Source organism: Sheuella amnicola (genome assembly GCF_010499255.1).
Classification (GTDB): domain Bacteria; phylum Pseudomonadota; class Gammaproteobacteria; order Burkholderiales; family Burkholderiaceae_B; genus Zwartia; species Zwartia amnicola.
In genome coordinates, this window is sequence record NZ_JAAGRN010000008.1 from 39334 (window position 1) to 65519 (window position 26186).

Consider the following 26186-nt stretch of genomic DNA (forward strand, 5'->3'; position numbering starts at 1 on the left):
ATTATTTTTGAGCGTGCTCGATAATATAGGCCCTGATTGATGCCGCATCGCAAGGTAGTTCAACAACTTTTTGCTCACGCGACTCAAGATCCTCAAGCCCAGAGGGCATCGGCACAGGCCTGCCCAGTGCTTCTTCGATCACTTCGGAAAACTTTGCCGGCAATGCGGTTTCGAGAACCAGCATGGGAATACCGGGTTCGACTAGGGGCGTAGCAACGAACACGCCATCGGCGGTATGCGGATCGATCAGGACACCCGTGCGATCCATCACAGACCGAATGGTATCGAGTCGATGATGGTGTGCGCTGCATCCGGCCTGAAATCCGTAACGCGCTTCGAACTCGGGCTTTTGCGCGGATAGGTCGAAGAAGCCCTCGGTGGAAAGTTGCTTCCAGAGCGCGCTGACGCGGGCGGGATCGCGACCGACCAAATCGTAAACAAAACGCTCGAAATTAGAGGCGCGTGAAATATCCATCGATGGGCTGGATGTGACATAGGTCTGCTGCGCACTGCGCGGACGATATATGCCCGTACGGAAGAACTCTTCCAGAACGTTGTTTTCGTTTGTGGCCAAAACAAGCCGACGAATCGGCAACCCCATGCTTCTGGCGATATGGCCGGCCAGAATGTTGCCGAAATTACCCGAAGGAACAGCGAACGAGACTTGCTGGTCGGCGCGAGTTGTCGCACGCATCCAGCCATGGAAGTAGTAAACAACCTGCGCGGCAATGCGCGCCCAGTTGATGGAATTGACCGCGCCCAGATGATATTCGGACTTGAAGGCCAAATCGCTTGCCAGCGCCTTGACCACATCTTGCGCCTCGTCGAAATTGCCTTTGACCGCGATATTGTGAATATTGGCATCTTGCAGCGAGTACATCTGCGCCCGCTGAAAGGCGCTCATGCGGCCTTGAGGCGACAACATGAACACAGCAACGGAGTCCTTGCCGCGCATGGCGTATTCGGCAGCGGATCCGGTGTCGCCCGAAGTCGCGCCCAAAATATTCAAAGTCGTGCCGCGCTCGCGCAACACATACGGAAATACCTGGCCCAAGAACTGCATCGCCATGTCTTTAAAGGCCAGCGTGGGCCCTTCGGACAATCCGAGCAGATACATTCCACCGTCGAGATTACGCAACGGCACAATCTCCTCGCTTTGAAAGGACTCTGGTCTGTATGCTTCACGCGTCAACCCCTCGAGAACCGCACGAGGGATATCCGTGATGAACAGGGAGAGAATTTCAGTTGCAAGCGCATGATAAGGCAACGCACGCCATGCTTGCAGTTGCTCGGCCGTCACGGTGGGCAACGTTTCGGGAATGGCCAAACCGCCATCCGGCGCCAAACCTTCAAGCAGAATATCGGAAAATCCCTGAGGCGCCATGCCTCCGCGCGTGGAGATGTATTTCATGCGAGGCTTTCCATACGAATGCGTGTGACACGGGAACGTACAAAAGGCAACGCTTCGATTTTGGTAATTGCCTGAGCGACGTTGCGCTCGAGTGCTTCATGGGTCAAGAAAATCAGATCAGCCATATCGCTTGCGTCGTTGGGTTGCTGAATCATCGAGCCGATAGAAATGCCTGCATCGGCCAGATGCTTGGCCAGTTCGGCCAGCACGCCAGGCTGGTCGGCAACGGTCAGTCGCAAATAATAGGATGTCACGACATCGCCGATATCCAGGATGGGCGTATCGGACATGGCATCAGGCTGGAAGGCCAAATGCGGCACCCGATGCTCGGGATCAGACGTCATCAGGCGAGCAACGTCGACCAGATCGGCCACGACTGACGAGGCCGTCGGTTCTTCACCCGCGCCTTTGCCGTAATACAGCGACTGCCCAACGGCGTCGCCTTTGACCAGAACCGCGTTCATGGCACCTTCGACATTCGCAAGCAAAGACTTGGCCGGGACCAATGCAGGGTGCACGCGCAGCTCGATTCCCTGAGGACGACGCTTGGTGATACCTAGCAACTTGATCCGGTATCCAAGTCGCTCTGCCATCTTGATATCTTCCGAAGCCAACTTGGAAATGCCTTCGATATATGCCTTGTCGAATTGAACCGGGATGCCAAACGCAATCGATGCAAGCAAAGTCAGCTTGTGAGCCGCGTCGACGCCTTCGATGTCAAAAGTCGGATCGGCTTCGGCATAACCCAGTTTCTGAGCTTCGGCCAATACCGTATCGAAAGACAATCCTCTAGAACGCATTTCCGACAGGATGAAATTGGTCGTGCCGTTGATGATCCCGGCAACCCACTCGATGCGGTTGGCGGTCAGTCCTTCGCGCATGGCTTTGATGATAGGAATTCCACCCGCGACGGCAGCTTCGAAGGCAACCATCACGCCACGCTGGCTAGCTGCAGCGAAAATCTCGTCGCCATGTTTTGCCAATAACGCCTTATTGGCAGTCACCACATGCTTGCCATTTTTAATCGCCTCAAGCACAAGCTCACGCGACAAGGTATCACCACCAATCAGTTCGACCACGATATCGATGGTAGGATCGTTGACGACAGCATGCGGGTTCGCATCGACCGGCACATCAGGTCCAAGAAGCTTGCGCGCTTTGGCGACATCGCGTACAGCCACCCGCGTCACCTCGATATTGCGTCCGGCGCGACGCGAGATTTCCTGGCGGTTGCGTGCCAGCACTTTCCATGTGCCGCCACCAACCACACCCAAACCCAACAAACCGACTTTAATCGAATCCATCATAGCAACCCATCCTTGCGGAACATATCTTTGATGCCGCGCACAGCTTGACGCGTGCGCTGCTCATTCTCAATCAATGCAAACCTGACGTAGTCGTCTCCATACTCGCCAAATCCAATGCCAGGGGAAACGGCAACCTTGGCCTCTTCAAGAATACGCTTGGCGAATTCGAGCGAGCCCAGTTTGCGATAAGGTTCGGGAATCTGCGCCCAGATGTACATGGACGCTTTGGGATTTTCGACCATCCAACCCGCTTCATGCAAACCGCGCACCAGCACATCGCGACGGTTCTGATACTTTTGCACGATTTCATTGACGCAATCCTGCGGGCCATCGAGTGCCGCGATGGAGGCTACCTGAATGGGCGTGAACGTGCCGTAATCGTGATAACTCTTGATGCGAGCCAATGCATTGACAAGATCGCGATTGCCCACCATGAAACCGACACGCCATCCGGCCATGTTGTAGCTTTTACTCATGGTGAAAAACTCGACAGCGACATCGCGCGCGCCCGGTACTTGCATGATCGAAGGCGCAACATATCCGTCAAAACAAATATCCGCATAGGCCAGATCATGCACGACGATAATGTTGTGCTCACGCGCAAGATTCACCACGCGCTCGAAGAAAGACAGGTCCACGCATTGCGCAGTGGGATTGCTCGGAAAACCCAGAATCATCATTTTGGGTTTTGGTATCGATTCACGTACGGCGCGCTCAAGCTCTTCGAAAAAATCGATCCCGGGCGTCATGCGGACCGAACGAATGTTCGCACCTGCGATCACCGCTCCATATATGTGGATCGGATAGCTCGGGTTGGGCACCAATACTGTGTCGCCGGTGTCAAGCGTGGCAAGCATGAGATGAGCCAGGCCTTCCTTGGAGCCGATCGTGACGATCGCCTCGGAGTCCGGATCCAGATCGACGTTGTATCGGCGCTGATACCAGTCGGTAATCGCTTTGCGCAAGCGAGGAATTCCTTTGGACACCGAATAGCCATGCGTGGTGGGGCGCACTGTGGCCTCCACCATCTTTTCGACAATGTGGGCCGGAGTCGCGCCATCGGGATTTCCCATCGACATGTCGATAATGTCCTCCCCGCGACGACGGGCAGCCATCTTGAGCTCTGCGGTAATGTTGAATACATAAGGCGGCAGACGCTCGATGCGTGGAAAACTTTTCATAATCAAATCCTTGGACATCCGGTATTGGATATTGCGCAGCCACTGAATACATGTAGCCACTAAATATATTTAAGTCCGATTGGCAAAATCAGCTTATTTGCAGTGCAGCAAAACCCCATAATCTAGCGCAACCAAACGATACCCGCAAATCGATGCGGAATTTGTGGATTTAAACGCCAAAATTGTGCGCGACGCCCAATGTTTCATGAAGTGTCACAATGTTGTGCGCTATTATCGAATCAACCTGCCGGAGTCCTATTATTGAAGCTGCATTCTGAGACCAATTCGGCAATGAACACGGTTACCGCATACGGGCCGGGTTATGTCGATATCAACGAGCAACGCTATGAACACGCGATTGCTTTCGGCCCCACCGGATAAATCTCCAGATGGGCGGCCCGCAACCCTTCGGATATTTCTACCGATCTGCTACTTGCGGCGGCACGAATATCCATGTCCAAACCGGATCCGATGGCGTTTCTGGATGCGACCGACACACCCGAAGCCATCATCACGGGAGAGCGTCCGGAAGTTCTGCTAATCGGAACCGGATCTAAACAAATCCTGCTTGCGCACCACATCATGGCCCCCATGCTCAAACTTGGCATCGGTGTCGAATGCATGAGCACCGAAGCCGCCGCACGCACATACAACATACTGATGGCCGAAGGCCGTCGAGTGATCGCTGCACTATTGACAGAGGCAATTTGAATCATGTCCACCACTATCGGTAAACCCGCCCCCGCCTTCCAGGCCGAAAGCACCTTCGGCGTGATCTCACTTGCGCAATGCCAGGGTCGAGGTGTAGTTCTGTATTTTTATCCGAAAGACAACACACCCGGCTGCACAACCGAAACACAGGACTTTCGCGATGCGCACGAAGACTTTCTGGCTGCCGGTTGCGTAGTGATCGGCGTGTCTCGCGACTCGCTGAAATCGCACCAAAATTTCAGCGCAAAGCTTGAGCTTCCCTTTCCCTTAATTTCGGACACCGATGAGGTCGTGTGTCAAAGCTATGGCGTGATTAAACAGAAAAAAATGTACGGAAAAGACGTGCGTGGCATCGAGCGCAGCACGTTCCTGATCGACGCCAAAGGCAAGCTTGTGCAGGAATGGCGCGGACTGAAGGTTCCCGGACATGTCAATGAAGTACTGCAATCGGCCAGAAGCCTGACCTGAAAAAATTTCTTCACTGGAGAGTACTTCCTTATGCCTTTGCCGAAGCTACCCACTCGTCCCGCCTCGATTCTGGACGTGAAAGAAATCGAAATCGCACGCGTCAATCCAGTCATCGAAAAAAGAATCGCGACTCAAGTATCTGATGTCGACTTGATAGACTCTGAAGCTGAAGAATTCGAACCCGTTGAATCAAAGCCATCAACGATGGGGGCGCTATTGACCTCGGTAGCGAATCAGCGAACAAAGAAGGCACCCTCCGTCAAGGCCTCGACACCGGCGAACACCCCGGTCAAGAAAAATACCGAGGCGACCATCAAGCCCGAAGCCACACGCAGCGCGAAACGCTCGAACAAGAAAGCGACTGATCACGGTATACGAAAATTATTCGTACTGGACACGAACGTACTACTGCACGACCCCAGCTCTCTCTTCAGATTCGAGGAGCATGATGTCTTTCTACCGATGATGACGCTTGAAGAGCTTGACCATCAAAAGAAAGGCATGTCCGAAGTCGCCCGTAACGCACGACAGGTCAGCAGGTCGCTCGACTCGCTTGTGGGCAGCCACGCTAGCCTGGATTTGGGTTTGCCGCTTGATAGTCTGGGCAACAAAGATGCAAGCGGCCGACTGTTTTTCCAGACATCGGCCCTGGCCGGGGATCTTCCTCCCGACTTGCCAATGGGCAAAGCCGACAATCTGATTCTGGGCGTGGTACGCGCATTGCAGGATCAACACAAGTCGCGCGAAGTTGTCCTGGTGTCCAAGGACATCAATATGCGCCTGAAAGCGCGTTCGCTTGGGCTTGCGGCTGAAGACTACTTCAACGACCAGGTACTGGAAGACTCGGATCTGCTCTATTCGGGTGTCATGCAATTGCCTGAAAATTTCTGGAACAAGCATGGCAAGGATGTCGAGTCGTGGCAACAAGGCGGCACCACTTTCTACAAAATCCATGGCCCGCTTTGCAGCCAGTTCATGGTGAATCAATTCGTGTATTTCGAAGGATCCATGCCGCTATATGCGCAAGTGCGTGAAGTCAGCGGTAAAACAGCTGTGCTGGCCACGCTGCGCGATTACACACATGGCAAAAACAACGTGTGGGGCGTTACCGCGCGCAATCGCGAGCAGAACTTCGCGATGAATCTGTTGATGAATCCGGATTGTGATTTTGTATCCCTGCTCGGCCAGGCCGGAACAGGAAAGACTTTGATGACTCTGGCTGCTGCGTTGGCTCAGGTGCTTGAAACCAAGCGCTACGCCGAGATCATCATGACTCGCGTCACAGTTCCGGTCGGAGAGGATATCGGTTTTCTGCCCGGTACGGAGGAAGAAAAAATGGGACCATGGATGGGCGCGCTTGAGGATAATCTTGAAGTGCTTAACATGGGGGACACCGACTCAGGATCAGGATCGAGTGGCTCGCAAAGCGATTGGGGACGATCCGGTGCAATGGAGCTGATTCGCTCCAAGATCAAAATCAAATCCCTTAACTTCATGCGCGGTCGCACTTTTCTCAACAAGTTCCTGATCATCGATGAGGCTCAAAACCTGACACCCAAGCAGATGAAAACGCTGATCACGCGAGCCGGCCCAGGCACCAAGGTGGTTTGTCTGGGCAACATCGCACAGATTGACACGCCCTATCTCACGGAAGGAAGTTCGGGCCTGACTTTCGTTGTCGACCGGTTCAAAGGTTGGCCGCATGCCGGCACAGTTACGCTGCAGCGTGGAGAGCGTTCGCGCCTCGCGGACTATGCAGGCGAAGTCCTTTAGTGCGGGAGTTAACTTGAGGCCTCTGGCTATCACCCTCGGAGATGCAGCCGGCATCGGCCCAGAAATTGTGGTCAAGATGCATATGCAGGGCCTGCCAGCTCCCGCAATCGTTTATGGCGATTTACCGGCCATCGAGCGCGCTGCCGGCATGTTGAAAGCGGGACTGCAAATCGTCGCCATTGACGAGGTTGACAGGGATAGCTTTAACCGCATTGATCACGGTGTTCTGTATGTTCGTCCGACTTCACCTGAATTGCCGCGGGATCTTGCCTTTGGCCGCGTCAACGCCGATGCGGGGCGGTCATCGGTTCAGGCACTTTGCATGGCCATTGACGATGCCATGCAACAACGCGTCGCAGCCATCGTCACGGCGCCTTTGAACAAAGAGGCCATGCACGCCGCCGGGATCGACTTTCCGGGACATACCGAAATCCTGGCCGAGCGATCAGGCACGCGCCATGTCGCCATGATGCTGGTCAATGATCAACTTCGCGTGATTCTGGCCACGATTCACATCGCACTTGCCGAGGTCCCCCTTGCTCTATCGACTGAACTGGAACTGCGCACAATCGATCTCGCTCATCGCGCCTGCGCGGGCATGGGTATCGCCAAGCCACGCATCGCCGTAGCCGGCTTGAACCCCCATGCCGGAGAAAACGGTAAATTCGGCACAGAAGAACAAACCATCATTTCGCCTGCCATCACCATGGCGCAAGACAAGGGAATCGATGTTTCAGGCCCCTGGCCGGGAGACACGATTTTCATGCGGGCCAGGCGCGGGGAGTTCGACATTGTGGTGGCCCAATATCATGATCAAGGCCTGATACCGATCAAATACCTCGGCATTGATGAAGGCGTCAACGTGACTGTAGGTTTGCCATTCGTTCGTACAAGCGTCGATCACGGTACAGCGTTTGACATCGCCGGCCAAGGCATCGCCGACCCCTCTTCCCTTCGAACCGCATTTGTGACTGCTTTAAAAATGCTGGGAAGATAAAAACCCCACTCCACCTAGGGGAAACCCTTGATTTATAAAATTTCTTTAAAAACTTTAGATGAACTATCAATGCTAAGTATATAATTTACCTAGTTTTTATAAATCTAAGGCCGCTGGAATGGGTTTTTGGTCGTATTTTCGTTTTCGTAAAAATTTGCTTGCACCGCTCGTGTGCATCGCATTAGCAGTCCCTACCCTTCAGGCTAAGGCTCAAACCAGCTCTTCTACGAGCTCGAGCCAGACAACGAAGAAAAAATCAACACAGAATCAGAAGTCTGCGTCTAAAAACAATACAAAGGTTTCAGCCAACGCCGGTAAAAAAACGGCGGCGCCCAAAAAGACGGCCAAACCATCCGCATCCTCGAATCGCGCGGTTCGCGCCAATGCCGGTGTCAGCACAATGGGTGCGATACGCTCGAACGTGGTGTTTGTCCAGGATTTGTCTACTCAGGCGGTTCTGTATTCCCGCAATGACGATGGTGTGCGTCCGATTGCTTCGATTTCAAAGCTGATGACGGCCGTTGTCGTCGTCGATGCCAATCAGCCCATGGATGAAATCCTCGAGGTCACCCAGGATGACGTTGATGTGGTCAAACATAGCCGCTCACGTCTTGCGGTAGGCACGCGCCTATCCAGACGCGACATGCTTCACCTTGCATTGATGTCATCGGAAAATCGTGCGGCAAACGCTTTGGCGCGTTACTACCCTGGTGGCATGAACGCATTTGTCGCAGCGATGAATTCAAAAGCCAGACAACTCGGCATGACTCAAAGCCGGTTTGTCGAGCCTACCGGACTTTCGAGCGAAAACGTTTCAACACCTCGTGATCTGGTCAAACTGCTGCAAGCATCTGCAACGCGCCCCACAATACGCGATTTCACAACCGACGAACAGCATGAGGTTCGCACCGGTAGAAGCACCCCCGCGACCTTTCGCAACACCAACATGCTAGTTGCCAATCCGAACTGGGATATCAAGGTTTCTAAAACCGGCTTCATCAACGAAGCCGGACAATGCCTGGTGATGGTTGCGCGCATGAATAATCGCGATGTGGCGATCGTATTGCTCAACGCTGAAGGCAAAGGCACTCGCATAGGTGATGCGGTCAAAATCAGGCAAATGGTACAAACCAAACACCTGGCATCGCTCTAAGGCGACCACATTACTCGTAATGTCCGCCTGCCGAACCACCGGCAAAATTCAGGAAGCGCGTGCTTGATCCCTGGAACGTCATTCTGACCGTACCAATTGGACCATTACGCTGTTTGCCGATAATGATTTCGGCTGTTCCTTTGTCAGGCGAGTCTTGGTTATAGACCTCGTCGCGGTAAATGAACAGAATCAAGTCGGCATCCTGCTCGATGGCGCCCGATTCTCGCAAGTCGCTCATGACGGGACGCTTATTCGGACGCTGTTCCAGACTGCGATTCAACTGCGACAGCGCAATCAGCGGACAATTCAATTCTTTCGCCAGACCTTTTAGCGACCTGCTGATTTCGGAAATTTCGGTTGCGCGGTTTTCACCTGCAGTGCTTGCACCCATCAACTGTAAATAGTCAATGACGATCAAGCCCAACTTACCGCATTGTCGAGCCAAACGACGCGCACGCGCGCGAACCTCAACCGAACTCAACGCTGGTGTTTCATCGATATATAGTTGCGCATCCTGCATTTTCTGAACGGCATGCGTCACGCGTGGCCAGTCATCGGCAATCAGCTTGCCAGTACGCATTCGGTGCTGATCGAGCATCCCAACCGATCCCAGCATACGCATGGCAAGCTGAACCGCACCCATCTCCATCGAAAACACGGCAACCGGCAAGCCTTGCTCGATCGCGACATGCTCGGCGATGTTCATCGAGAAGGATGTTTTACCCATCGATGGGCGACCAGCCACAATGATCAAATCACCGCCTTGCAATCCCGATGTCATTTTGTCCAGATCGGTAAAACCGGTCGGCACACCCGTCACATCCGAATCACCTTCGCGGTGATACAACTCATCGATTCGCTCAACCACCTCGGAGAGCAGTGGCTGAATTTCCCTGAAGCCCGCAGTGGCTTTGGCGCCTTCCTGTGCGATTTTGAATACCTTTGATTCGGCTTCATCCAGCAACTGCCGAGCCTCTTTGCCATCAGGGTTGAATGCCGTTGCCGCGATCTCATCAGCGACGCTGACGAGTTTGCGAAGCATGGAGCGTTCGCGCACGATTTCGGCGTAGCGACGGATATTGGCAGCCGATGGCGTGTTGTGCGCCAAAGCATTCAGGTAAGACAATCCACCCACTTCCTCGGACTTGCCAGCGCTTGCTATCGACTCGTGCACCGTCACCACATCAGCCGGTCGCGAAAGGTTGATCAGCCGGGCGATATGATGCCAAATCAGTTTGTGATCAAACCGATAGAAATCTTCTTCATTGATGACATCCGTCACTCGTTCCCATGAAGCGTTATCCAGCAACAACCCGCCAAGCACGGACTGTTCCGCCTCGACGGAGTGAGGTGGAACACGCAGGTAATCGAGTTGAGGATCGGTCTGGTTCTTCATTTTTCAATCATAACCGCAACAAGTGCGCAGGGTTTGCGAGACATGTAGAAACCCTTGCACGTCACGCCATTTCAGTTTCTTGAGGATGAATCCGGCATGCTTGACAACTAAATCGAACGCAGCCCCGAATTGACGCAATCTGGCTTTAATTTCCGGATCGGGATTGGCGGTCAAATACACCTCAAGCAATTGCTGACACAATAATTGGCGCTCGGGGCCATCAAACTCATGTCCGCGCAAACCCGCCATCGAGGACAGCATCTGATACACATCGTAAGCTTGACCAAGCGGTCTGGACATGGCTTGGCCGATGTTTTCCTCAAAGTCGATGCGAGTAATTTGATCGTTCTGAAACATCAGGTTACGTAACTGAGCACCGCCATGAACGAAACCCGCCCGGTGAAAGGACGCCAGGTCCAATGCCACGCGCCTCATCCATTCCAGCCGACCCGCAGGGGTATCGATTCGAATGAGATAAGGCAAATCCTGCCCGACATATTCAAGAACAAGCACACCAGGCGTATGTCGCAAAATCTCCGGGACGCGCCATCCAGCTTGCCGCAACAGAACAAGGCGTTGCGCTTCATCATCCAGTTCGTTTTTTAACAATACGCGTGCGGAAGGCCGTTCACGAAAAGCCAGCCAACAAACCCAGGAAAGCGTCCATGAACGTACAAATCGCAATAAATAAACCAGGCGATATGTGATCGTATTAACTCTTCTTTTGATGACACAACGCTTGCCGGCAAGATCCACCACGCTGACGCCGGAGGGCTCATCAGCGTGCGCATCCAGCCATTGGCTCAATGCTTGTTGAAACGGGTCATGTCGATCGGTCATGCGTGTCTGTCAACCAAAAAAACAAAAGCCGGCAATAGCCGGCTTTTGCTTGATGCCCACACCAACCAATGGTGCAGGCTCGCGGATTAGGCCACGTCGCCTGTCACGACAACAGTGATGTTGCTCACCACGTCAGGATGCAATGCAACCTGAACAGGGAATTCGCCAATCATCTTCAGGGGACCTTCGGGCAAACGAATTTGCGCCTTTTCGATTCCGGCGAAACCTGCTGCAACAAGACCGGTAGCGATGTCCATGTTGGTGACGGAACCGAACAAACGACCATCCACACCAGCCTTCTGGGTGAGTGCCAATGCGTAGTTTTCAAGGCGTTGGCCCAAAGCCTGGGCAGCAGCCAGTTTGTCGGCCTGAAGCTTTTCGAGTTCGGCACGGCGTGCTTCGAATTCTTTCAATGCGGCTTCAGTGGCACGACGTGCCTTTTTCTGGGGGATCAGATAGTTACGTGCGTAACCGTCACGTACGCGAACAACCTCACCGAGATTGCCGACGTTCAATACTTTTTCGAGCAGAATGATTTGCATAATGTGCCCCGGGATCAGTTGTGGTTGTCAGTGAAAGGCAACAGAGCCAGGAAGCGTGCACGCTTAATAGCCGAGTCAAGCTGGCGTTGATAGATCGCCTTGGTGCCGGTCAAACGTGCAGGAATGATTTTGCCGTTTTCCTGAATGAAATCACGCAGAGTGTCCAGATCTTTGTAATCGATCTCGGCAACGCCAGCGGCGCTGAAGCGGCAGAATTTGCGACGCTTGAACAGCGGGTTTTGTTGAGTGAATTTCTTTTTTTCTTTTTTCTTACCGAAGAAAGCCATGATATGCCTCGTTCAAATTTGTTGAATTTGCTGCGCATGCAGCCTAAATCTTGGAGAATCTTTGCGAACCGGAGCCAAAAAGCCCTGAATCCGTACCGTTTGACCTAAACCCATCGTGACAGCCATCCGGACTAAATCACCCATCGCCAAAACAGGAAGCACAAAGGCTAACTGGCGTGGATGACCTGCCTCAGTGACTTCGGACTGGTGCGAGATCAGGAACTCTAGAACTGGTATCCCGGCAGGTGTATACCGAACGGGAGACAACTCAGAAACCTGGCCCAGCACATCAAGCCGATTCACGTCAGGATCCGGTTTTACTCGTCGTCGCCCATCGTGGACTCGGCCGAGGCTTTACGTGCCTCATCGCGTTCGACCTGCTTCATCATGATTGACGGCTCGGTCTGAGCAGTCTTGGTCTTGATGACAAGGTGACGCAATACTGCATCGTTGTAACGGAATGAATGTTCGAGTTCGTCCAGAGTGGACTGACCGCATTCGATGTTGAAGCAGACATAATGAGCCTTGACAAGCTTCTGGATCGGATAAGCCAGTTGACGACGTCCCCAGTCTTCGAGGCGATGAATCTTGCCGCCCTGTGAAGTCACAAGGGTCTGGTAGCGTTCAACCATGGCGGGCACCTGCTCGCTCTGGTCAGGATGAACGATAAAAACAACTTCGTAATTGCGCATGCAAAATACTCCTGAGGATGTCTGACACACAACGTGTCAGGGTCAGCCCGTTACCGTATTTAAAGCGTGAGGTGCAAAACGCACACTATCGAGTGCGTCTGGAACACTACGCCCGAAATGTTGCGATAATCGAGCAAGAAAGCCGTCTATTATGGCCTATTAGCGGTTTTTACGCAAGTGAAAACCGCATACGGATGGATCTCTCTATGCCGGCGGCGTCAAGCCCGACATCGGCCAGAAGGGCATTTTGATCGCCATGATCGATAAAACGATCCGGCAACCCGAGTTGAAGCAAGGGAAGCACCACACCAGCCTGCACTAAGGTTTCGGCAACTGCGCTACCCGCTCCGCCCATGATGCACCCCTCTTCGATGGTCACCAGCCCCTCGTGCTTGGATGCCATCTCTAGAATCAATTCGACATCGATCGGTTTAACAAAACGCATATCGACTACGCTCAAATTCAAGGCATCAGCCGCTTTCAGCGCGGCAGGCAATAATGTGCCGAACACCAGCAAAGCGAGTTTTTCTCCACGGCGACGCACAATCCCCCGACCGACCGGAACAGTATCGAGCCCCGCATGGACCTCGGCACCACAGCCTGATCCTCGGGGATACCGGACAGATGCAGGGCCGGGATACTGATAACAGGTCGTCAGCAATAAGCGGGTTTCGTTCTCATCCGATGGCGTTGCCACCACCATATTTGGAATACAGCGCAAATACGCTATGTCGTAATTGCCGGCATGTGTCGCACCATCCGCTCCCACAAGACCGGCGCGATCCAATGCAAAAGTCACATCCAGATCCTGAAGTGCGACGTCATGGATCAGCTGGTCATAGCCACGCTGCAAAAAGGTCGAATAAATCGCAACGACAGGTTTTTGACCCTCGCAAGCAATACCGGCGGCAAAAGTGACCGCGTGCTGCTCGGCGATGCCCACATCGAAATAACGGGTCGGAAAACGCCGCTCGAATTCGACCATCCCGCTACCTTCACGCATCGCAGGGGTAATACCATTTAGGCGCGGATCATGTTCGGCCATATCGATCAGCCATCGCCCAAACACCTGCGTGAAGGTCGTTTTGGGAGGTGTCGCCGCCTTTTGGATGCCGATGGCTGGATCGAATTTGCCGGGACCGTGATACAAAACCGGATCGGCTTCGGCCAGCTTGTAGCCCTGGCCTTTTTTAGTCACGACATGCAAAAACTGCGGCCCCTTGAGTGCACGCATGTTCTGCAATGTGGGAATCAGTGCGTCCAGATCATGTCCGTCGATGGGTCCAACGTAATTAAAGCCCATTTCTTCGAACAATGTGGCAGGCGTCACCATGCCCTTGGCGTGCTCCTCGAAGCGACGGGCCAACTCGAGTACGGGTGGCATGTGCTGCAACACCGCGCGGCCGACGTTTTTGGCCGCCGCATAAAACTGCCCCGACATCAGGCGCGCCAGGTAACGATTCAACGCGCCGACCGGTGGCGAAATCGACATATCATTGTCATTGAGAATCACGAGCAGATTGATATCATGCGTGACGCCGGCATTGTTCATGGCTTCGAACGCCATCCCGGCAGACATGGCACCGTCACCTATGACAGCGATATGCTGGCGCGATACCCCTGCGTTGCGTGACGCAACCGCCATGCCCAGTGCGGCTGAAATCGATGTCGAGGAATGAGCGGTGCCAAATGCGTCGTACTCGGATTCGCTTCGTTTGGGAAACCCGGAAATTCCGCCGTACTGACGAAGATGGGCCATACCATCCTTGCGTCCGGTCAGAATCTTGTGCGGATAGGACTGGTGGCCGACATCCCAGATGATGCGATCATGCGGCGTGTCGTATACATAATGCAGGGCAACCGTCAGTTCAACGGTTCCGAGATTTGACGAGAGATGCCCCCCGGTCTTGGAAACCGATTGCACGATAAAACCACGCAACTCGTCCGAAAGCCGCTTGAGTTCTCGACGATCAAGCGGCTTGAGATCAGCAGGGCTGTGTATTCGGTCTAACAGTTCAGTCGACATACTTAATGATTTCGTAAAACAATAAAGTCGGCAAGATCGGATAAGAGCTGTCCCGATTCGCCCAACGGTTTGATCGCCAAAATTGCGTCCCGATGCAATGCATCGGCAAAATCCCTGGCTTTCTCAAGCCCCATCAGGGTGACATACGTCGGCTTGTTCGCGGCGGCATCTTTACCCGCCGTTTTTCCAAGCTGTGCAGTATCTACAGTCACGTCAAGGATATCATCGACAACCTGAAAAGCCAGGCCCATCGCACAAGCATAAGCCGAAAGTGATTGCTGCTGGACGGGATTCATCGCTGCGGCCAAGCCTCCCAACATCACGCTGGCCGAAAGCAAAGCCCCCGTTTTCAATTCGTGCATGCGCTGTAGTTGCTCGCGTGTCAAATGCTTGCCGACGCTTTCGAGATCGATCGCCTGCCCGCCGGCCATACCGAGACTACCTGCCGCCTGGGCCAAAACACGCGTGGCACGCACGATTAATTCGGGATCGACAGGCATTTGCGCTAGCCAGTCGAAAGCCAACGGCTGCAAAGCGTCGCCCGCCAGCAACGCGGTTGCCTCGTCGTATTTCACGTGCAAAGTCGGCTTGCCGCGACGCAAGGTGTCGTCATCCATGCATGGGAGGTCGTCATGCACCAATGAATAGGCATGGACCAGCTCGACAGCGCATGCGGCAAGATCAAGCGCACGCTCGAACTCTGAATCACGCGACGCGCAAACGGCATAACCGGCAGCATAGACCAGTCCGGCCCGAACGCGCTTGCCGCCACTCAACACCGCATAGCGCATGGCCTGATGCAGGCGGGCCGGCTCACACGTTTCGGCGGGCAACATGGCGTGAAGCACCTGCTCGACATGCCGGGCACGCGTATTTAACCAATCTGAAGATGCAAGAACGGAAACAGACATATTCGATTATTCAACTTCCACATCGCCTTCGAAGGGACGCAATACGCCCGCCTCGAGGACTTTAACCTGCTGCTCGGCCTGCGCCAACAACTGTTGGCAGATACGCGTCAAGGCCACGCCGCGACGATAAGCGGACAAGGATTGCTCAAGCGCCAACGTACCCGACTCCATCGACGCGACCACCGCCTCGAGTTCGGACAAGGCGGTCTCGAAATCTTTGGGCAATGAAGCATCCTGCTCGTCAGGCTGGGCGGTCGATTGTTTGGCGTGCACGGATTTTTCAGCTTTCGTCAAAATTAAACTCCGGACAAACAGGCTGTTCTGAATACGTGATTGTACGAGATCGGGGCAAGTCGGTGCCTTGGGGTACAATCATTCTTTTATGGTGATCGGCCAATCCGATTTTTCTTCGCGCCAGATTCAAACTTTGCTTATGTGGTCATCGGACATCAAACCGGACTCGATACGGCTAGCCCTGGCATTTTTACCCACGCGGAGGGAATCATGACCGACATTGGTCGGATGGCGCATTTGGCGCCGGCTCGCACCCAGCTTCCCGTCTCAGCTTACTTTGACGAAGCCCTTTTTGCCCGCGAGCAAAACAGCATTTTCAAGCAGTCTTCCATTTATGTCGGTCACGAGAAAAGCGTGCCCAATCCGGGAGACTGGCGCAGCATGACCCATGAAAACAATGGGCGCATACTCGTGCGCGGTCAAAACGGCATCGAACTACTCTCGAATGTCTGTCGCCACCGTCAAGCCCTGATGCTTGGCGGCCAAACCGGCAACGTGACCAGTCACAAACATGCAAACGGCAATCTATCCGGCACGGGCGGCAACATTGTCTGCCCCCTTCATCGCTGGACCTACGACAAGCAGGGAAAACTGCTAGGCGCTCCGGAATTTCAGCAATCCCCCTGCCTGAATCTTGAGCGCTTCGCCCTCAAAGACTGCAATGGATTGCTTTTCGAGGGGCCGCGCGATCCGAAAATCGATCTTGCCCCGTTGTTCAAACGCCCTGAATTCGACTTCTCGGACTACGTTCTCGATCACGTTGAAGTTCACCAGTGCAACTACAACTGGAAAACCTTCATCGAGGTCTATCTCGAGGACTACCACGTTGCCCCTTTTCACCCGGGCCTGGGGCATTTTGTGACCTGCGACGACCTTTCGTGGGAGTTCTCCGACTTCTACAGCATGCAGCGCGTGGGTATCCATCGGGCCCTGTCGCAACCCGGGTCGCCGGCGTATAAAGTCTGGCATGACAAGTTGCTCGATTTCCGCCAGGGACGCGCGCCGGATTTTGGCGCAGTGTGGGTTACATATTTCCCTACCCACATGATTGAGCTTTACCCGCATGTCCTGGTCTTGTCGACGCTGTACCCTAAGTCGCCGCAAGAAACCGTCAACATCGTCGAGTTCTATTATCCCGAGGAAATCGCCATGTTCGAACGGGAATTTGTTGAAGCGCAGCGCGAAGCCTACATGGAAACGGCTGTCGAGGATGACGAGATCGGAGAACGAATGGATGCCGGTCGCCTGGCCTTGATGAAGCGTGGCGTCAATGAAGTCGGGCCTTACCAGTCACCGATGGAAGACGGCATGCAGCACTTTCACGAATGGTACGGCAAGATGATGGCCTAAATGCGGCCATGAGATGACGCAGCCCCGGGGTGACTTACATTGTTTGCTAGACAAACAAATACTATGCCTCATCCTGGGCCGTGCGCCAGACGGATAACAACCCTGCCGATACGATACAAATCACACCGAATATCGCCAGGCGATCCATCGACTCCTCCCAAAAAACAATACCCAACAGAGAGGCGAAAATGATGGTGGTGTATTGCAAGGCGGCATTCAACAAGGCATTACCGAGTCCATAAGCGCGTGTCAACGCAAGCTGTCCACCCATTCCCGTGATACCGATCACCAGCAGCGACAGCCAGCCCAGCCAGTCTGCCCGCCCCCAAGGTTCAATCGCAATGCCGACCAGGCTGGTGAGGCAAACGATCACCGAAAAAAACAATACTGTTCGCCATTCAGGCTCACCGAGTTTGCCGATTGTGCGAATCTGCATCATCGCAATCGCGGCAAGGGCACCGGCGCAAAGACCAAGTAGCGCCGGCAGAATTTGATCCACCGTAATGCTTGGTTGCAACACCGCGAGCACTCCCAGAAAACCGAAGCCGACAGCTGCAATACATACTGGATCTTTTTTGGTTGTGCCAGTGGCAAGAATCCAGCCGGCAATAAAGAGTGGCGCGGTGTAGTTCAGACTGGTGGCAGTACCAAGCGGCAAGTGGGCGATGGCATAAAACCCCAGCCACATGGAAGTCACGCCGGTCAGATTGCGCCATACATGTGGCATCCAAGCGACGGGTCGAAACGACAAGTTTCTGGCGCGCGCCCACAAGAGCAGCAAGACCACCGATGGCAATCCCCTGAACAAAACGACCTGGGCCATTGAGGCACCATGCTCGACCGCCAGTTTCACGCACGCCCCCATCAGGGCGAACAATAGCGACGCGAGCAACATCCACAAAGCTTGCATGGGATTCGGTTGGACAAAAAATAATCAAGTAATACTATACTCTGGCACTGATTCGGTATGGATCCGAGTCAAGTCAAACCATGTCTTTGACGAGAACTTTTTATCACTTCTGAAGTCCAAACATACTCCCTTACTCTCGATTGAATTTCCACACATATGAAACGAATCGTTCTCTTTATTCTGACCAACCTGGCGGTGATGCTGGTTCTAAGCGCCACTTTGCAGATTCTGGGCGTTAATCGCTTCTTGTCACAGCAAGGCCTGAATGTTCAGATGTTGTTGGTTTTCTCTCTGATCGTCGGTTTTACCGGCGCAATCTTTTCGCTGCTGATTAGCAAACCCATGGCAAAGTGGAGCACAGGCGCCACGGTGATCGACCCTCAAGCCCCCAACGGTCCCCGTGAAGCGTGGTTGCTCGACACTGTCAACCAACTCGCCGATCGCGCCAAAATAGGCCGTCCGGAGGTCGCCATCTATGAGGGTGAGCCTAATGCATTCGCCACCGGAGCGTTTCGCAATGAATCACTGGTGGCGGTTTCCACCGGCCTGCTTGACAGCATGACTGAAGAAGAAGTGACTGCCGTGCTGGCACACGAAGTTGCGCACATTGCCAATGGCGACATGGTGACTCTGACGCTGATTCAAGGTGTCGTGAACACTTTTGTTGTCTTTCTGGCCCGCGTGGTGGGTTACTTTGTCGATCGCGTCGTCCTCAAAAACGACAAATCCACCGGTCCAGGCTATTACATTACGGTGGTGATCTGCGAAATCGCATTTGGTCTGCTGGCGAGTTTGATTGTGGCATGGTTTTCGCGTCGTCGGGAATTTAGCGCAGATGCCGGTTCTGCTGTTCTGCTGAGCTCTAGAGAACCCATGATGCGCGCTCTTGCGCGGCTGGGCGGATTAACTCCGGGCGAATTACCGAAAAGCTTTGAAGCATCCGGAATCAGCGGTGCTGAAGGCCTTGCGGCCATGTTTGCCACCCATCCTCCCATTCCTGCCCGCATACGCGCGCTTCAAGAAATGCGCGTGGCCTGACCGTCTTAAGCTAGCCGAAATTTACGGCCATATCTATTACGACCGGGGCTTTGAGAAATCAAAGCCCCAAATTTTTGGACATCCAGGCCAGGCATCTTTTCCAGGCATCATCGGCGACAGACTTGATGTAGCTTGGCCGATAATCAGCATAAAACGCATGTCCTGCATCCTGATATACATGGATGTGCGAAGCTTGCGCATTGATATTGCCCTTGGACAACGCTTCGCGCATCTGTTGAACCGTATCCATTGGAATGCTGGCATCCTGTCCTCCATACAATCCCAAAATCGGCGCATGCAGCTTTGCGGCAATATCAACCGGATTCTGTTTGATCAATGGGCCATGTCCAGTAGCAAGCTTGCCGTACCACGCCACGCCCGCTTTCACCTTGGGTTGATGGGCGGCATACATCCAGGTGATTCTGCCGCCCCAGCAATATCCGGTCACAGCGACTTTGGACAAATTTCCGCCATGCAAACCAGCCCAGACGAGACAGGCATCCAGATCCGCCATGACCTGCTCATCCGGCACTTTCGCCACTAGCTCGGAAATCAGGGTGGCAATGTCGGTATAAGTGCGAGCATCACCCTGACGCTGGTATAACTCGGGCGCGATGGCCAGATATCCGGCATGCGCAAAGCGACGACAAATGTCCCGGATATGCTCGTGCACACCGAAAATTTCCTGTACGACCAAAACGATAGGCAAACGCCCTGAAGTATCAGGTGCCGCGAAATAAGCATCGATGGAGCCATCTTCGACAGGAAGCTTGAAATCCCCCTCTTTAAGACCATTGACGGGCGTCGTGATCGCTTGTGATGTAGAGGAAGTCTTCATCGTCATTGCTCCGGATGAAAATCAAATTCAGTGAGAATGTCCAGCGTGCATAAGCTGCGTCACCGCGTAGATCATACTGACACCCAAGGCGACAAGCAACAGTTGTGGCACGGCCTCCTTGAGTGAACTGCGCGAATGCATTTGAGGCATCAAATCAGCCACGGAGATATACATGAAACTACTTGCCGCAACGACAAGCAAATAAGGCAAACCGGCTTGCATATGCTCGAGAACAAAATACCCGGCAACACCGCCGATTGCCGAACACAGACTGCTGAACATGATTAACGAAAACGCCCTATTGCGGGTCAACCCGGCATTGATCAACACAACGAAATCGCTCAACTTGTGCGGAACTTCATGCAGAATGATGGAAGCCGCGGTGAGCACGCCGAGCCAGGGCTCGACCAGAAATGCCGCGGCAATCAACACTCCGTCGACCAGGTTATGCAGTGAACTGCCGATCAGGATCAGCTTGCCGCCCTTGCCAGCCTCGTGTCTGTCATGGCCATGGTGATGGTGGTGGCCATCACCTTCATGATGATGGCTATGCCGCAGGAGCGCGATTTTTTCAAGAACGAAAAAGCCAATGATCGAAGCAAGCATCGTGGAAAACAGTGCGTGCGCATCATGCAAAGTTTCAAACGCCTCGGGCAGCAAATGCAAAAAAGTGACGGCCAGCAGTACACCTACCGACAAACTCACCATGTGGTGCAAATAGCCCGCAAACGCCTTGTAAGCAAGCCAATGCGCGACCATCAGGGCGAACATGCCTCCGGCAACCGCAGCCAACACAATCCAAATCAACAACATATCAATGCGCCTGTTCCCAGTTGGGGCCGATTCCGACTTCTGCAACCAGCGGCACCCTCAAGCTGGCAACATCGCACATCAGGCGAGGAAGGTTGATCTTAACCTGCTCCAGTTCATCCATGGGGACATCCAACACAAGTTCATCGTGTACCTGCATCACCATCATGGTTTTAAGTTTTTCTTTTTCAAGCCAGTTCTGAACGGCCACCATCGCTTTTTTAATGAGATCAGCCGAAGTGCCTTGCATCGGCGCGTTGATCGCGGCACGTTCGGCTCCGGCTCGCCGCGCCCCTGCCGCGTTAATGTCGGTGAGCCACAACCTGCGTCCGAACACAGTTTCGACGTAACCTTGTTCATGCGCAAGCGAGCGCGTTTCGGCCATGTATTGAGCCACGCCGGGATAGCGCGCGAAGTATCGATCGATATAGGATTGAGCGGCATCGCGCGTGATGCCAAGATTGCTGGCCAAGCCAAAGGCCCCCATCCCGTATATCAAGCCAAAGTTGATGGCCTTGGCCGCACGTCTCTGATCGCTGCTGACTTCCAGAATCGGCACGCCAAACACTTCCGAAGCCGTTGAGCGATGAATATCCTCGCCCGCAGCAAAGGCGCGCTGAAGGCTTGGATCATTTGATACATGCGCCATGACGCGCAACTCGATTTGCGAATAGTCGGCAGAGACAATCATCCCATTGGTCGCAATGAACGCCTCGCGAATTTTGCGTCCGGCTTCGGATCGCACAGGAATATTCTGCAAGTTCGGATCGGATGAAGCCAGGCGCCCGGTAATCACCGCAGCTTGGCCATAATGCGTGTGAACGCGACCTGTGCGCGGATTCACCATTTTAGGAAGCTTATCGGTATAAGTGGATTTCAACTTTGCCAAGCTTCGATACTCGAGAAGCACTTGCGGCAACGGATAATCTTCCGCCAATTTCGTCAGAACTTCTTCATCGGTTGAAGGCGCACCACCCGCGGTTTTACGAACTACGGGCAATTGCATTTTGCCGAACAAAATCTCGCCCAACTGTTTGGGAGAGTTCAAATTGAAGGGCTGTCCGGCCAGTTCAAAGGCGCGCTGTTCCAAACGCAACATTTCCTGTCCAAGCGCATGGCTTTGACGCCCAAGTTCGGCCGAGTCGATTCTGACGCCATTTCGCTCAATCTCGAACAGAACCCGAGAAACCTGCAGCTCAAGCTGATAGATATCATCAAGCTTTGATATCGCCTTGACTTGCCCAAGCAAAGCCTGGTTCAGGCGAAATGTATAGTCAGCATCCTCGCAAGCGTACTGAGTGGCGCGCTCGAGATCAACCTCATCAAAACCGATCTGACTCGCGCCTTTACCGCAGATTTCTTCGTATGACAGACCCTTTAATCCCAAAACACGCTGTGACAAGTCATGCAGCGCGACACTGCGGTGTGACTCGAGCACATACGCCTGAAGCATCGTATCGCCCAGAATGCCTTGCAGATTGATGCCTTCATTGGCGAAAACATGCGTGTCATACTTTGCGTGATGCAGCACTTTTGTCGGACGCGTGTCTTCAAGCCAAGGCTTTAGTTTGCGCAAGACATCCGCAATAGGGAGCTGAGCACCCGAGTCCGGTCCGCGATGCGCCACAGGTATGTAGCAGGCTTGCCCTGCTTCGATCGATAAAGAAATGCCGACAAGTCGGGCCTGCATGGAATCTAGCGAAGTTGTCTCCGTATCCAGGGCAACCGTATCCGCGCGATTGAGTCGCTCGATCCATTGATCCAGCTGGTGGATATCGGTCACCATTTGGTAGTCGACACTTTGCGGAGCCACGGGTCTGGACTGAACTGGCGCAACGCGGTGATCCCCTTGCGGCACCCGATCTGGCTCGCCCGTCAATTCGCGCAGCCAGGTCCTGAAACCATATCGTTCGTATAAAGCTATCAAATCGGACTGATCGGGTGCCTTTGGCTTGAGCATTTCAATGTCAGGCACAATCGATGAGAGGTCGCAGTCCGTTTTGACTGTCAAAAGTTCGCGAGTCAAAGCGAAACGGGGCATAGCCTCGCGCAAGTTATCGCCCGCCACACCTTTGATATCCACTGCATGCCGAGTCAATTCATCGATTGAACCATATTCGTTTAGCCACTTCACAGCTGTTTTCGGGCCGACTTTATGGACCCCCGGTACATTGTCGACAGCATCTCCAACCAGCATCAGATAATCAACGATGCGATCGGGCGTCACGCCAAACTTGCGGACCACTCCCTCAGGGTCCAGCTTTTCGTTGGACATGGTGTTGACTAGCGTGACGTGAGAAGTCACTAGTTGGGCCAGATCCTTGTCTCCTGTTGATACGACCGTGTGAACATCATGGTCGGTTGCCCAATGCGCAAGCGTACCGATCACATCATCAGCCTCAACACCTTCAACGCCGATAACGGTCCAGCCTAAAGCTCTAACCGCATGATGAATCGGTTCGATCTGCAATGCCAGATCCTCGGGCATGGGAGGACGGTGAGACTTATACTCGGGATAAATCTCTTCACGAAAGGTTTTACCACGCACATCGAACACGCAAGCCGCATAATCGGCTTGAAAGTCCTGTACCATTTTACGCATCATATTGACGACGCCGTAGATCGCCCCGGTGGGTTCCCCTCGGGCATTGCGCAAGTCGGGCATCGCATGAAATGCGCGATACAGATAACTTGATCCATCTACAAGCAATAAGGTTTTTTTCATGAGTGGCAACAAAGAAATATCAACGCCGACTATTCAGCGAACAAACGAAATTATGTCAGAGATGCTTCATGCCGCTGACACATTGAAAAAAATTGGAATCGCTGTCAGTGTATTTGGTAGCGCACGCATCACTTCCGAATCGCCTTATTATGCTTTGGGTGAAGCCCTGGGCAAAGGTTTAGCCCAGGCGGGATTCGTCGTGATTGCCGGAGGTGGCCCGGGTTTGATGGAGGCTGCCAATAAAGGCGCCTTCGAGTCGGGGGGAACCAGCGTCGGGCTGCACATTAAGCTTAAAAGAGAAGCAAAATCAAATAGTTACCTTTCTATCGACTTGCCTTTCCAGCATTTTTTATCGCGCAAAGCCACCTTTTTCATGCACAGCACGGCCTACGTCGTTTTGCCGGGTGGCTTTGGAACATTAGACGAACTTTTTGAAGCTTTGACCCTGATCCAGACCGGCAAAGTCCCACCCGGACCAGTCATACTGGTGGGCAAATCTTTCTGGGGGGGGATGTTCGACTGGATTCGCGAGCAATTGCTCGGACTTGAATTGATCAACCCGATCGATCCCGATTTGTTTTTTATCGAGGACGATCCGGTAAAAATCGTTGACCATTTAAAGGAATTCTATCGGACGCATCCCGACTTGGCTAAGCAAGTCGGGAATAAGCCGATTTGATCCTGACCGGTACCGGAGATGATCTCCGGTGAACGATTAACGATTGCGACGGCGCTCGTGCTCTTTCAGGAAGCGCTTGCGCAGGCGGATACTCTTAGGCGTGACTTCGACTAATTCGTCATCGCTGATGAACTCAACCGCATATTCGAGGTTCAGGGCAATTGGCGGAACCAAACGAACGGCTTCATCGGTACCCGATGCGCGAACGTTAGTCAGTTGCTTGCCCTTGATCGGATTGACGACCAGATCGTTATCGCGACTGTGTATACCGATGATCATGCCTTCGTAGACCGGATCGTTGTGCGATACAAACATACGACCGCGATCCTGAAGCTTCCAAAGCGCATACGCAACAGCGTGACCATCATCCTGACTAATCAGCACACCGTTGCGACGCTCGCCCAGCATGCCTTCCTTGACGGGACCATAAGAGTCGAACGTGTGGCTCATCAAGCCGTTACCACGGGTCATCGTCATGAATTCGCCCTGGAAACCGATCAAACCACGCGCGGGGACACGGTATTCGAGACGAGTGCGGCCACGGCCATCGCTCACCATATCGAGCAGCTCGGCCTTGCGAATACCCAGCTCTTCCATGACGGCACCCTGAGTGTTGTCTTCAAGATCGATACTCAGATTTTCGTAGGGTTCCATCATGACGCCATCTTCTTCATGGAACACCACGCGCGGACGCGATACGGCCAGCTCGTAGCCCTCGCGACGCATGGTTTCGACCAGAATAGTCAGATGCAATTCACCGCGACCAGCGACTTCAAACACAGTATCGTCATCCGTATCGCGCACGCGCAAGGCCATGTTCGACTTCAATTCGCGATCCAGTCGCTCGCGCAATTGACGGCTAGTGACGAATTTACCTTCACGACCGGCTAGCGGACTGGTGTTGACCATAAAGTTCATCGTCAGGGTTGGCTCATCGATCTTAAGCAAGGGCAACCCTTCCACCTGATCCGGAGCACAAATCGTCGTACCGATCGCGATATCTTCGATGCCGTTGATCAGCACAATATCGCCCGCAATCGCATCTTCCACGACTTCGCGCTCCAATCCCTTGAACTTCAAAACCTGATTGATCTTGCCGCTGTAAGGGGTCCCATCCGGCCCATCGACACACATCACGTTCATGCCGGTTTTAACTCGGCCACGCTTGATGCGTCCGATACCGATCTTGCCGACGTAGGTGCTGTAATCGATGGAGGTAATTTGCAGTTGTAAAGGTGCGTTCGGATCATCTTCACGCATAGGCACGTGCTTTAGGATCGCGTCAAACAAGGGGCGCATATCGCCTTCGCGGACGTCTTCGGTCAACCCGGCGTAGCCATTCAGACCCGAGGCGAAAACAACCGGAAAATCGAGCTGCTCTTCGGTCGCGCCGAGCTTGTCGAACAACTCAAATGTCGCGTTGATCACGAAATCGCAGCGAGCACCGGGACGATCGACCTTGTTGATCACAACGATGGGCTTCAGACCGAGGGCCAACGCCTTTTTGGTAACAAAGCGCGTTTGCGGCATGGGGCCTTCGACGGCATCGACTAGCAACAACACGCCATCGACCATCGAAAGGACGCGTTCGACCTCGCCACCGAAATCGGCGTGTCCGGGCGTATCGACGATATTGATATGGGTGCCATCATATTCGACCGCGCAATTCTTAGAAAGAATGGTAATACCGCGTTCTTTTTCAAGATCGTTCGAGTCCATGACGCGTTCGGCCACTTTTTCGTTTGAACGGAATGTACCAGACTGGCGAAGGAGTTGATCCACCAGAGTGGTTTTGCCGTGGTCAACGTGGGCGATAATGGCAACGTTACGCAAAGCGCGTGACATAC

24 protein-coding genes and 1 pseudogene are annotated in these 26186 nt (G+C 53.5%); 8 read left to right on the forward strand and 17 right to left on the reverse strand.

What is annotated here, in order from left to right; all coding sequences use genetic code 11:
* Position 1: 1 nt before the first annotated feature.
* Genes thrC through alaC form a run of 3 tightly spaced genes read right to left on the reverse strand, consistent with a single transcriptional unit; the run spans position 2 to position 3899 of the window.
* On the reverse strand, positions 2-1411 hold the full coding sequence (thrC, locus tag G3I67_RS11855) for a threonine synthase (protein ID WP_163655619.1): 1410 nt from the start codon (positions 1409-1411) through the stop codon (positions 2-4).
* Positions 1408-2715, reverse strand: coding sequence for a homoserine dehydrogenase (locus tag G3I67_RS11860; protein ID WP_163655808.1), 1308 nt, complete (start codon positions 2713-2715; stop codon positions 1408-1410). Before G3I67_RS11860 ends, thrC begins: the two co-directional genes overlap by 4 nt.
* Positions 2715-3899 carry an alanine transaminase gene (alaC, locus tag G3I67_RS11865; RefSeq protein WP_163655621.1) on the reverse strand — a complete coding sequence of 395 codons (1185 nt, stop codon included), beginning with the start codon at positions 3897-3899 and terminating at the stop codon, positions 2715-2717. Before alaC ends, G3I67_RS11860 begins: the two co-directional genes overlap by 1 nt.
* A 261-nt stretch (positions 3900-4160) precedes the next feature.
* Here alaC and G3I67_RS11870 point away from each other — a divergent pair.
* From G3I67_RS11870 to pbpG, 5 genes and pseudogenes are all read left to right on the forward strand, one after another.
* A pseudogene (locus G3I67_RS11870) lies at positions 4161-4610 on the forward strand (Mth938-like domain-containing protein).
* Between the two features lie 3 nt (positions 4611-4613).
* The gene (locus tag G3I67_RS11875; protein ID WP_163655623.1) at positions 4614-5078 is read left to right on the forward strand and encodes a peroxiredoxin; all 465 of its coding nucleotides are present in this window, start codon (positions 4614-4616) and stop codon (positions 5076-5078) included.
* 30 nt (positions 5079-5108) lie between these two features.
* The gene (locus G3I67_RS11880) at positions 5109-6851 is read left to right on the forward strand and encodes a PhoH family protein (protein ID WP_163655625.1); all 1743 of its coding nucleotides are present in this window, start codon (positions 5109-5111) and stop codon (positions 6849-6851) included.
* Positions 6832-7848 (forward strand): 4-hydroxythreonine-4-phosphate dehydrogenase PdxA, encoded by a 1017-nt coding sequence (gene pdxA / locus G3I67_RS11885; protein ID WP_163655627.1) that lies wholly within the window; start codon positions 6832-6834, stop codon positions 7846-7848. The genes G3I67_RS11880 and pdxA overlap by 20 nt, the downstream gene beginning before the upstream one ends.
* A 169-nt stretch (positions 7849-8017) precedes the next feature.
* Positions 8018-9001 carry a D-alanyl-D-alanine endopeptidase gene (gene pbpG, locus G3I67_RS11890; protein ID WP_311197104.1) on the forward strand — a complete coding sequence of 328 codons (984 nt, stop codon included), beginning with the start codon at positions 8018-8020 and terminating at the stop codon, positions 8999-9001.
* Positions 9002-9011: 10 nt separating this feature from the next.
* Here pbpG and G3I67_RS11895 read toward each other — a convergent pair whose 3' ends face one another.
* The 9 genes from G3I67_RS11895 to G3I67_RS11935 form a co-directional block, all read right to left on the reverse strand.
* On the reverse strand, positions 9012-10397 hold the full coding sequence (locus tag G3I67_RS11895; RefSeq protein ID WP_163655631.1) for a replicative DNA helicase: 1386 nt from the start codon (positions 10395-10397) through the stop codon (positions 9012-9014).
* 3 nt (positions 10398-10400) lie between these two features.
* Positions 10401-11237 (reverse strand): RIO1 family regulatory kinase/ATPase domain-containing protein, encoded by an 837-nt coding sequence (locus G3I67_RS11900; RefSeq protein ID WP_163655633.1) that lies wholly within the window; start codon positions 11235-11237, stop codon positions 10401-10403.
* Positions 11238-11323: 86 nt separating this feature from the next.
* Positions 11324-11779 carry a 50S ribosomal protein L9 gene (gene rplI / locus G3I67_RS11905; RefSeq protein WP_163655636.1) on the reverse strand — a complete coding sequence of 152 codons (456 nt, stop codon included), beginning with the start codon at positions 11777-11779 and terminating at the stop codon, positions 11324-11326.
* Between the two features lie 14 nt (positions 11780-11793).
* The gene (rpsR, locus tag G3I67_RS11910; RefSeq protein WP_163655638.1) at positions 11794-12066 is read right to left on the reverse strand and encodes a 30S ribosomal protein S18; all 273 of its coding nucleotides are present in this window, start codon (positions 12064-12066) and stop codon (positions 11794-11796) included.
* A gap of 12 nt (positions 12067-12078) precedes the next feature.
* The gene (priB, locus tag G3I67_RS11915; RefSeq protein ID WP_163655639.1) at positions 12079-12369 is read right to left on the reverse strand and encodes a primosomal replication protein N; all 291 of its coding nucleotides are present in this window, start codon (positions 12367-12369) and stop codon (positions 12079-12081) included.
* Between the two features lie 14 nt (positions 12370-12383).
* Positions 12384-12758: a 30S ribosomal protein S6 gene (rpsF, locus tag G3I67_RS11920; protein WP_163655641.1), complete on the reverse strand. Its 375-nt coding sequence runs from the start codon at positions 12756-12758 to the stop codon at positions 12384-12386.
* Positions 12759-12927: 169 nt separating this feature from the next.
* Positions 12928-14784 (reverse strand): 1-deoxy-D-xylulose-5-phosphate synthase, encoded by a 1857-nt coding sequence (dxs, locus tag G3I67_RS11925; protein WP_163655644.1) that lies wholly within the window; start codon positions 14782-14784, stop codon positions 12928-12930.
* 2 nt (positions 14785-14786) lie between these two features.
* Positions 14787-15695 carry a polyprenyl synthetase family protein gene (locus G3I67_RS11930; RefSeq protein ID WP_163655646.1) on the reverse strand — a complete coding sequence of 303 codons (909 nt, stop codon included), beginning with the start codon at positions 15693-15695 and terminating at the stop codon, positions 14787-14789.
* A 6-nt stretch (positions 15696-15701) separates the two neighbouring features.
* Positions 15702-15968, reverse strand: coding sequence for an exodeoxyribonuclease VII small subunit (locus G3I67_RS11935; RefSeq protein ID WP_163655810.1), 267 nt, complete (start codon positions 15966-15968; stop codon positions 15702-15704).
* Between the two features lie 231 nt (positions 15969-16199).
* Between G3I67_RS11935 and G3I67_RS11940 the strand changes: the two genes are divergently transcribed.
* Complete coding sequence (locus G3I67_RS11940; RefSeq protein WP_163655648.1) at positions 16200-17339, forward strand: aromatic ring-hydroxylating oxygenase subunit alpha; 1140 nt, start codon at positions 16200-16202, stop codon at positions 17337-17339.
* Between the two features lie 61 nt (positions 17340-17400).
* Here the strand turns inward: G3I67_RS11940 and G3I67_RS11945 are convergent, their stop codons facing one another.
* Positions 17401-18249, reverse strand: a complete 849-nt coding sequence (locus G3I67_RS11945) for a DMT family transporter (RefSeq protein ID WP_163655650.1) — start codon at positions 18247-18249, stop codon at positions 17401-17403.
* A gap of 156 nt (positions 18250-18405) precedes the next feature.
* Between G3I67_RS11945 and htpX the strand changes: the two genes are divergently transcribed.
* Entirely contained in the window at positions 18406-19287 is an 882-nt protein-coding gene (gene htpX, locus G3I67_RS11950; protein WP_163655652.1) for a protease HtpX, read from the forward strand.
* Between the two features lie 58 nt (positions 19288-19345).
* On the opposite strand, the gene G3I67_RS11955 is transcribed toward htpX, so the two are convergent.
* Genes G3I67_RS11955 through polA form a run of 3 tightly spaced genes read right to left on the reverse strand, consistent with a single transcriptional unit; the run spans position 19346 to position 23660 of the window.
* Positions 19346-20125 (reverse strand): dienelactone hydrolase family protein, encoded by a 780-nt coding sequence (locus tag G3I67_RS11955; protein ID WP_235931897.1) that lies wholly within the window; start codon positions 20123-20125, stop codon positions 19346-19348.
* 27 nt (positions 20126-20152) lie between these two features.
* Positions 20153-20938 (reverse strand): ZIP family metal transporter, encoded by a 786-nt coding sequence (locus G3I67_RS11960; RefSeq protein ID WP_163655656.1) that lies wholly within the window; start codon positions 20936-20938, stop codon positions 20153-20155.
* 1 nt (position 20939) lies between these two features.
* The gene (gene polA / locus G3I67_RS11965) at positions 20940-23660 is read right to left on the reverse strand and encodes a DNA polymerase I (protein ID WP_163655658.1); all 2721 of its coding nucleotides are present in this window, start codon (positions 23658-23660) and stop codon (positions 20940-20942) included.
* Here polA and G3I67_RS11970 point away from each other — a divergent pair.
* Positions 23659-24339, forward strand: a complete 681-nt coding sequence (locus G3I67_RS11970; protein WP_446033327.1) for an LOG family protein — start codon at positions 23659-23661, stop codon at positions 24337-24339. The genes polA and G3I67_RS11970 overlap by 2 nt on opposite strands.
* Before the next feature lie 36 nt (positions 24340-24375).
* On the opposite strand, the gene typA is transcribed toward G3I67_RS11970, so the two are convergent.
* Positions 24376-26184 (reverse strand): translational GTPase TypA, encoded by a 1809-nt coding sequence (typA, locus tag G3I67_RS11975; RefSeq protein ID WP_163655660.1) that lies wholly within the window; start codon positions 26182-26184, stop codon positions 24376-24378.
* Between the last annotated feature and the right edge of the window lie 2 nt (positions 26185-26186).

Coding starts and splice junctions, on each gene's coding strand:
- thrC (WP_163655619.1), bottom strand. CDS start 1,411: ATGAAATACATCTCCACGCGCGGAGGCATGGCGCCTCAGGGATTTTCC.
- G3I67_RS11860 (WP_163655808.1), bottom strand. CDS start 2,715: ATGGATTCGATTAAAGTCGGTTTGTTGGGTTTGGGTGTGGTTGGTGGC.
- alaC (WP_163655621.1), bottom strand. CDS start 3,899: ATGAAAAGTTTTCCACGCATCGAGCGTCTGCCGCCTTATGTATTCAAC.
- G3I67_RS11875 (WP_163655623.1), top strand. CDS start 4,614: ATGTCCACCACTATCGGTAAACCCGCCCCCGCCTTCCAGGCCGAAAGC.
- G3I67_RS11880 (WP_163655625.1), top strand. CDS start 5,109: ATGCCTTTGCCGAAGCTACCCACTCGTCCCGCCTCGATTCTGGACGTG.
- pdxA (WP_163655627.1), top strand. CDS start 6,832: ATGCAGGCGAAGTCCTTTAGTGCGGGAGTTAACTTGAGGCCTCTGGCT.
- G3I67_RS11895 (WP_163655631.1), bottom strand. CDS start 10,397: ATGAAGAACCAGACCGATCCTCAACTCGATTACCTGCGTGTTCCACCT.
- G3I67_RS11900 (WP_163655633.1), bottom strand. CDS start 11,237: ATGACCGATCGACATGACCCGTTTCAACAAGCATTGAGCCAATGGCTG.
- rplI (WP_163655636.1), bottom strand. CDS start 11,779: ATGCAAATCATTCTGCTCGAAAAAGTATTGAACGTCGGCAATCTCGGT.
- rpsR (WP_163655638.1), bottom strand. CDS start 12,066: ATGGCTTTCTTCGGTAAGAAAAAAGAAAAAAAGAAATTCACTCAACAA.
- rpsF (WP_163655641.1), bottom strand. CDS start 12,758: ATGCGCAATTACGAAGTTGTTTTTATCGTTCATCCTGACCAGAGCGAG.
- dxs (WP_163655644.1), bottom strand. CDS start 14,784: ATGTCGACTGAACTGTTAGACCGAATACACAGCCCTGCTGATCTCAAG.
- G3I67_RS11930 (WP_163655646.1), bottom strand. CDS start 15,695: ATGTCTGTTTCCGTTCTTGCATCTTCAGATTGGTTAAATACGCGTGCC.
- G3I67_RS11940 (WP_163655648.1), top strand. CDS start 16,200: ATGACCGACATTGGTCGGATGGCGCATTTGGCGCCGGCTCGCACCCAG.
- G3I67_RS11945 (WP_163655650.1), bottom strand. CDS start 18,249: ATGCAAGCTTTGTGGATGTTGCTCGCGTCGCTATTGTTCGCCCTGATG.
- htpX (WP_163655652.1), top strand. CDS start 18,406: ATGAAACGAATCGTTCTCTTTATTCTGACCAACCTGGCGGTGATGCTG.
- G3I67_RS11955 (WP_235931897.1), bottom strand. CDS start 20,125: ATGAAGACTTCCTCTACATCACAAGCGATCACGACGCCCGTCAATGGT.
- G3I67_RS11960 (WP_163655656.1), bottom strand. CDS start 20,938: ATGTTGTTGATTTGGATTGTGTTGGCTGCGGTTGCCGGAGGCATGTTC.
- G3I67_RS11970 (WP_446033327.1), top strand. CDS start 23,659: ATGAGTGGCAACAAAGAAATATCAACGCCGACTATTCAGCGAACAAAC.
- polA (WP_163655658.1), bottom strand. CDS start 23,660: ATGAAAAAAACCTTATTGCTTGTAGATGGATCAAGTTATCTGTATCGC.
- typA (WP_163655660.1), bottom strand. CDS start 26,184: ATGTCACGCGCTTTGCGTAACGTTGCCATTATCGCCCACGTTGACCAC.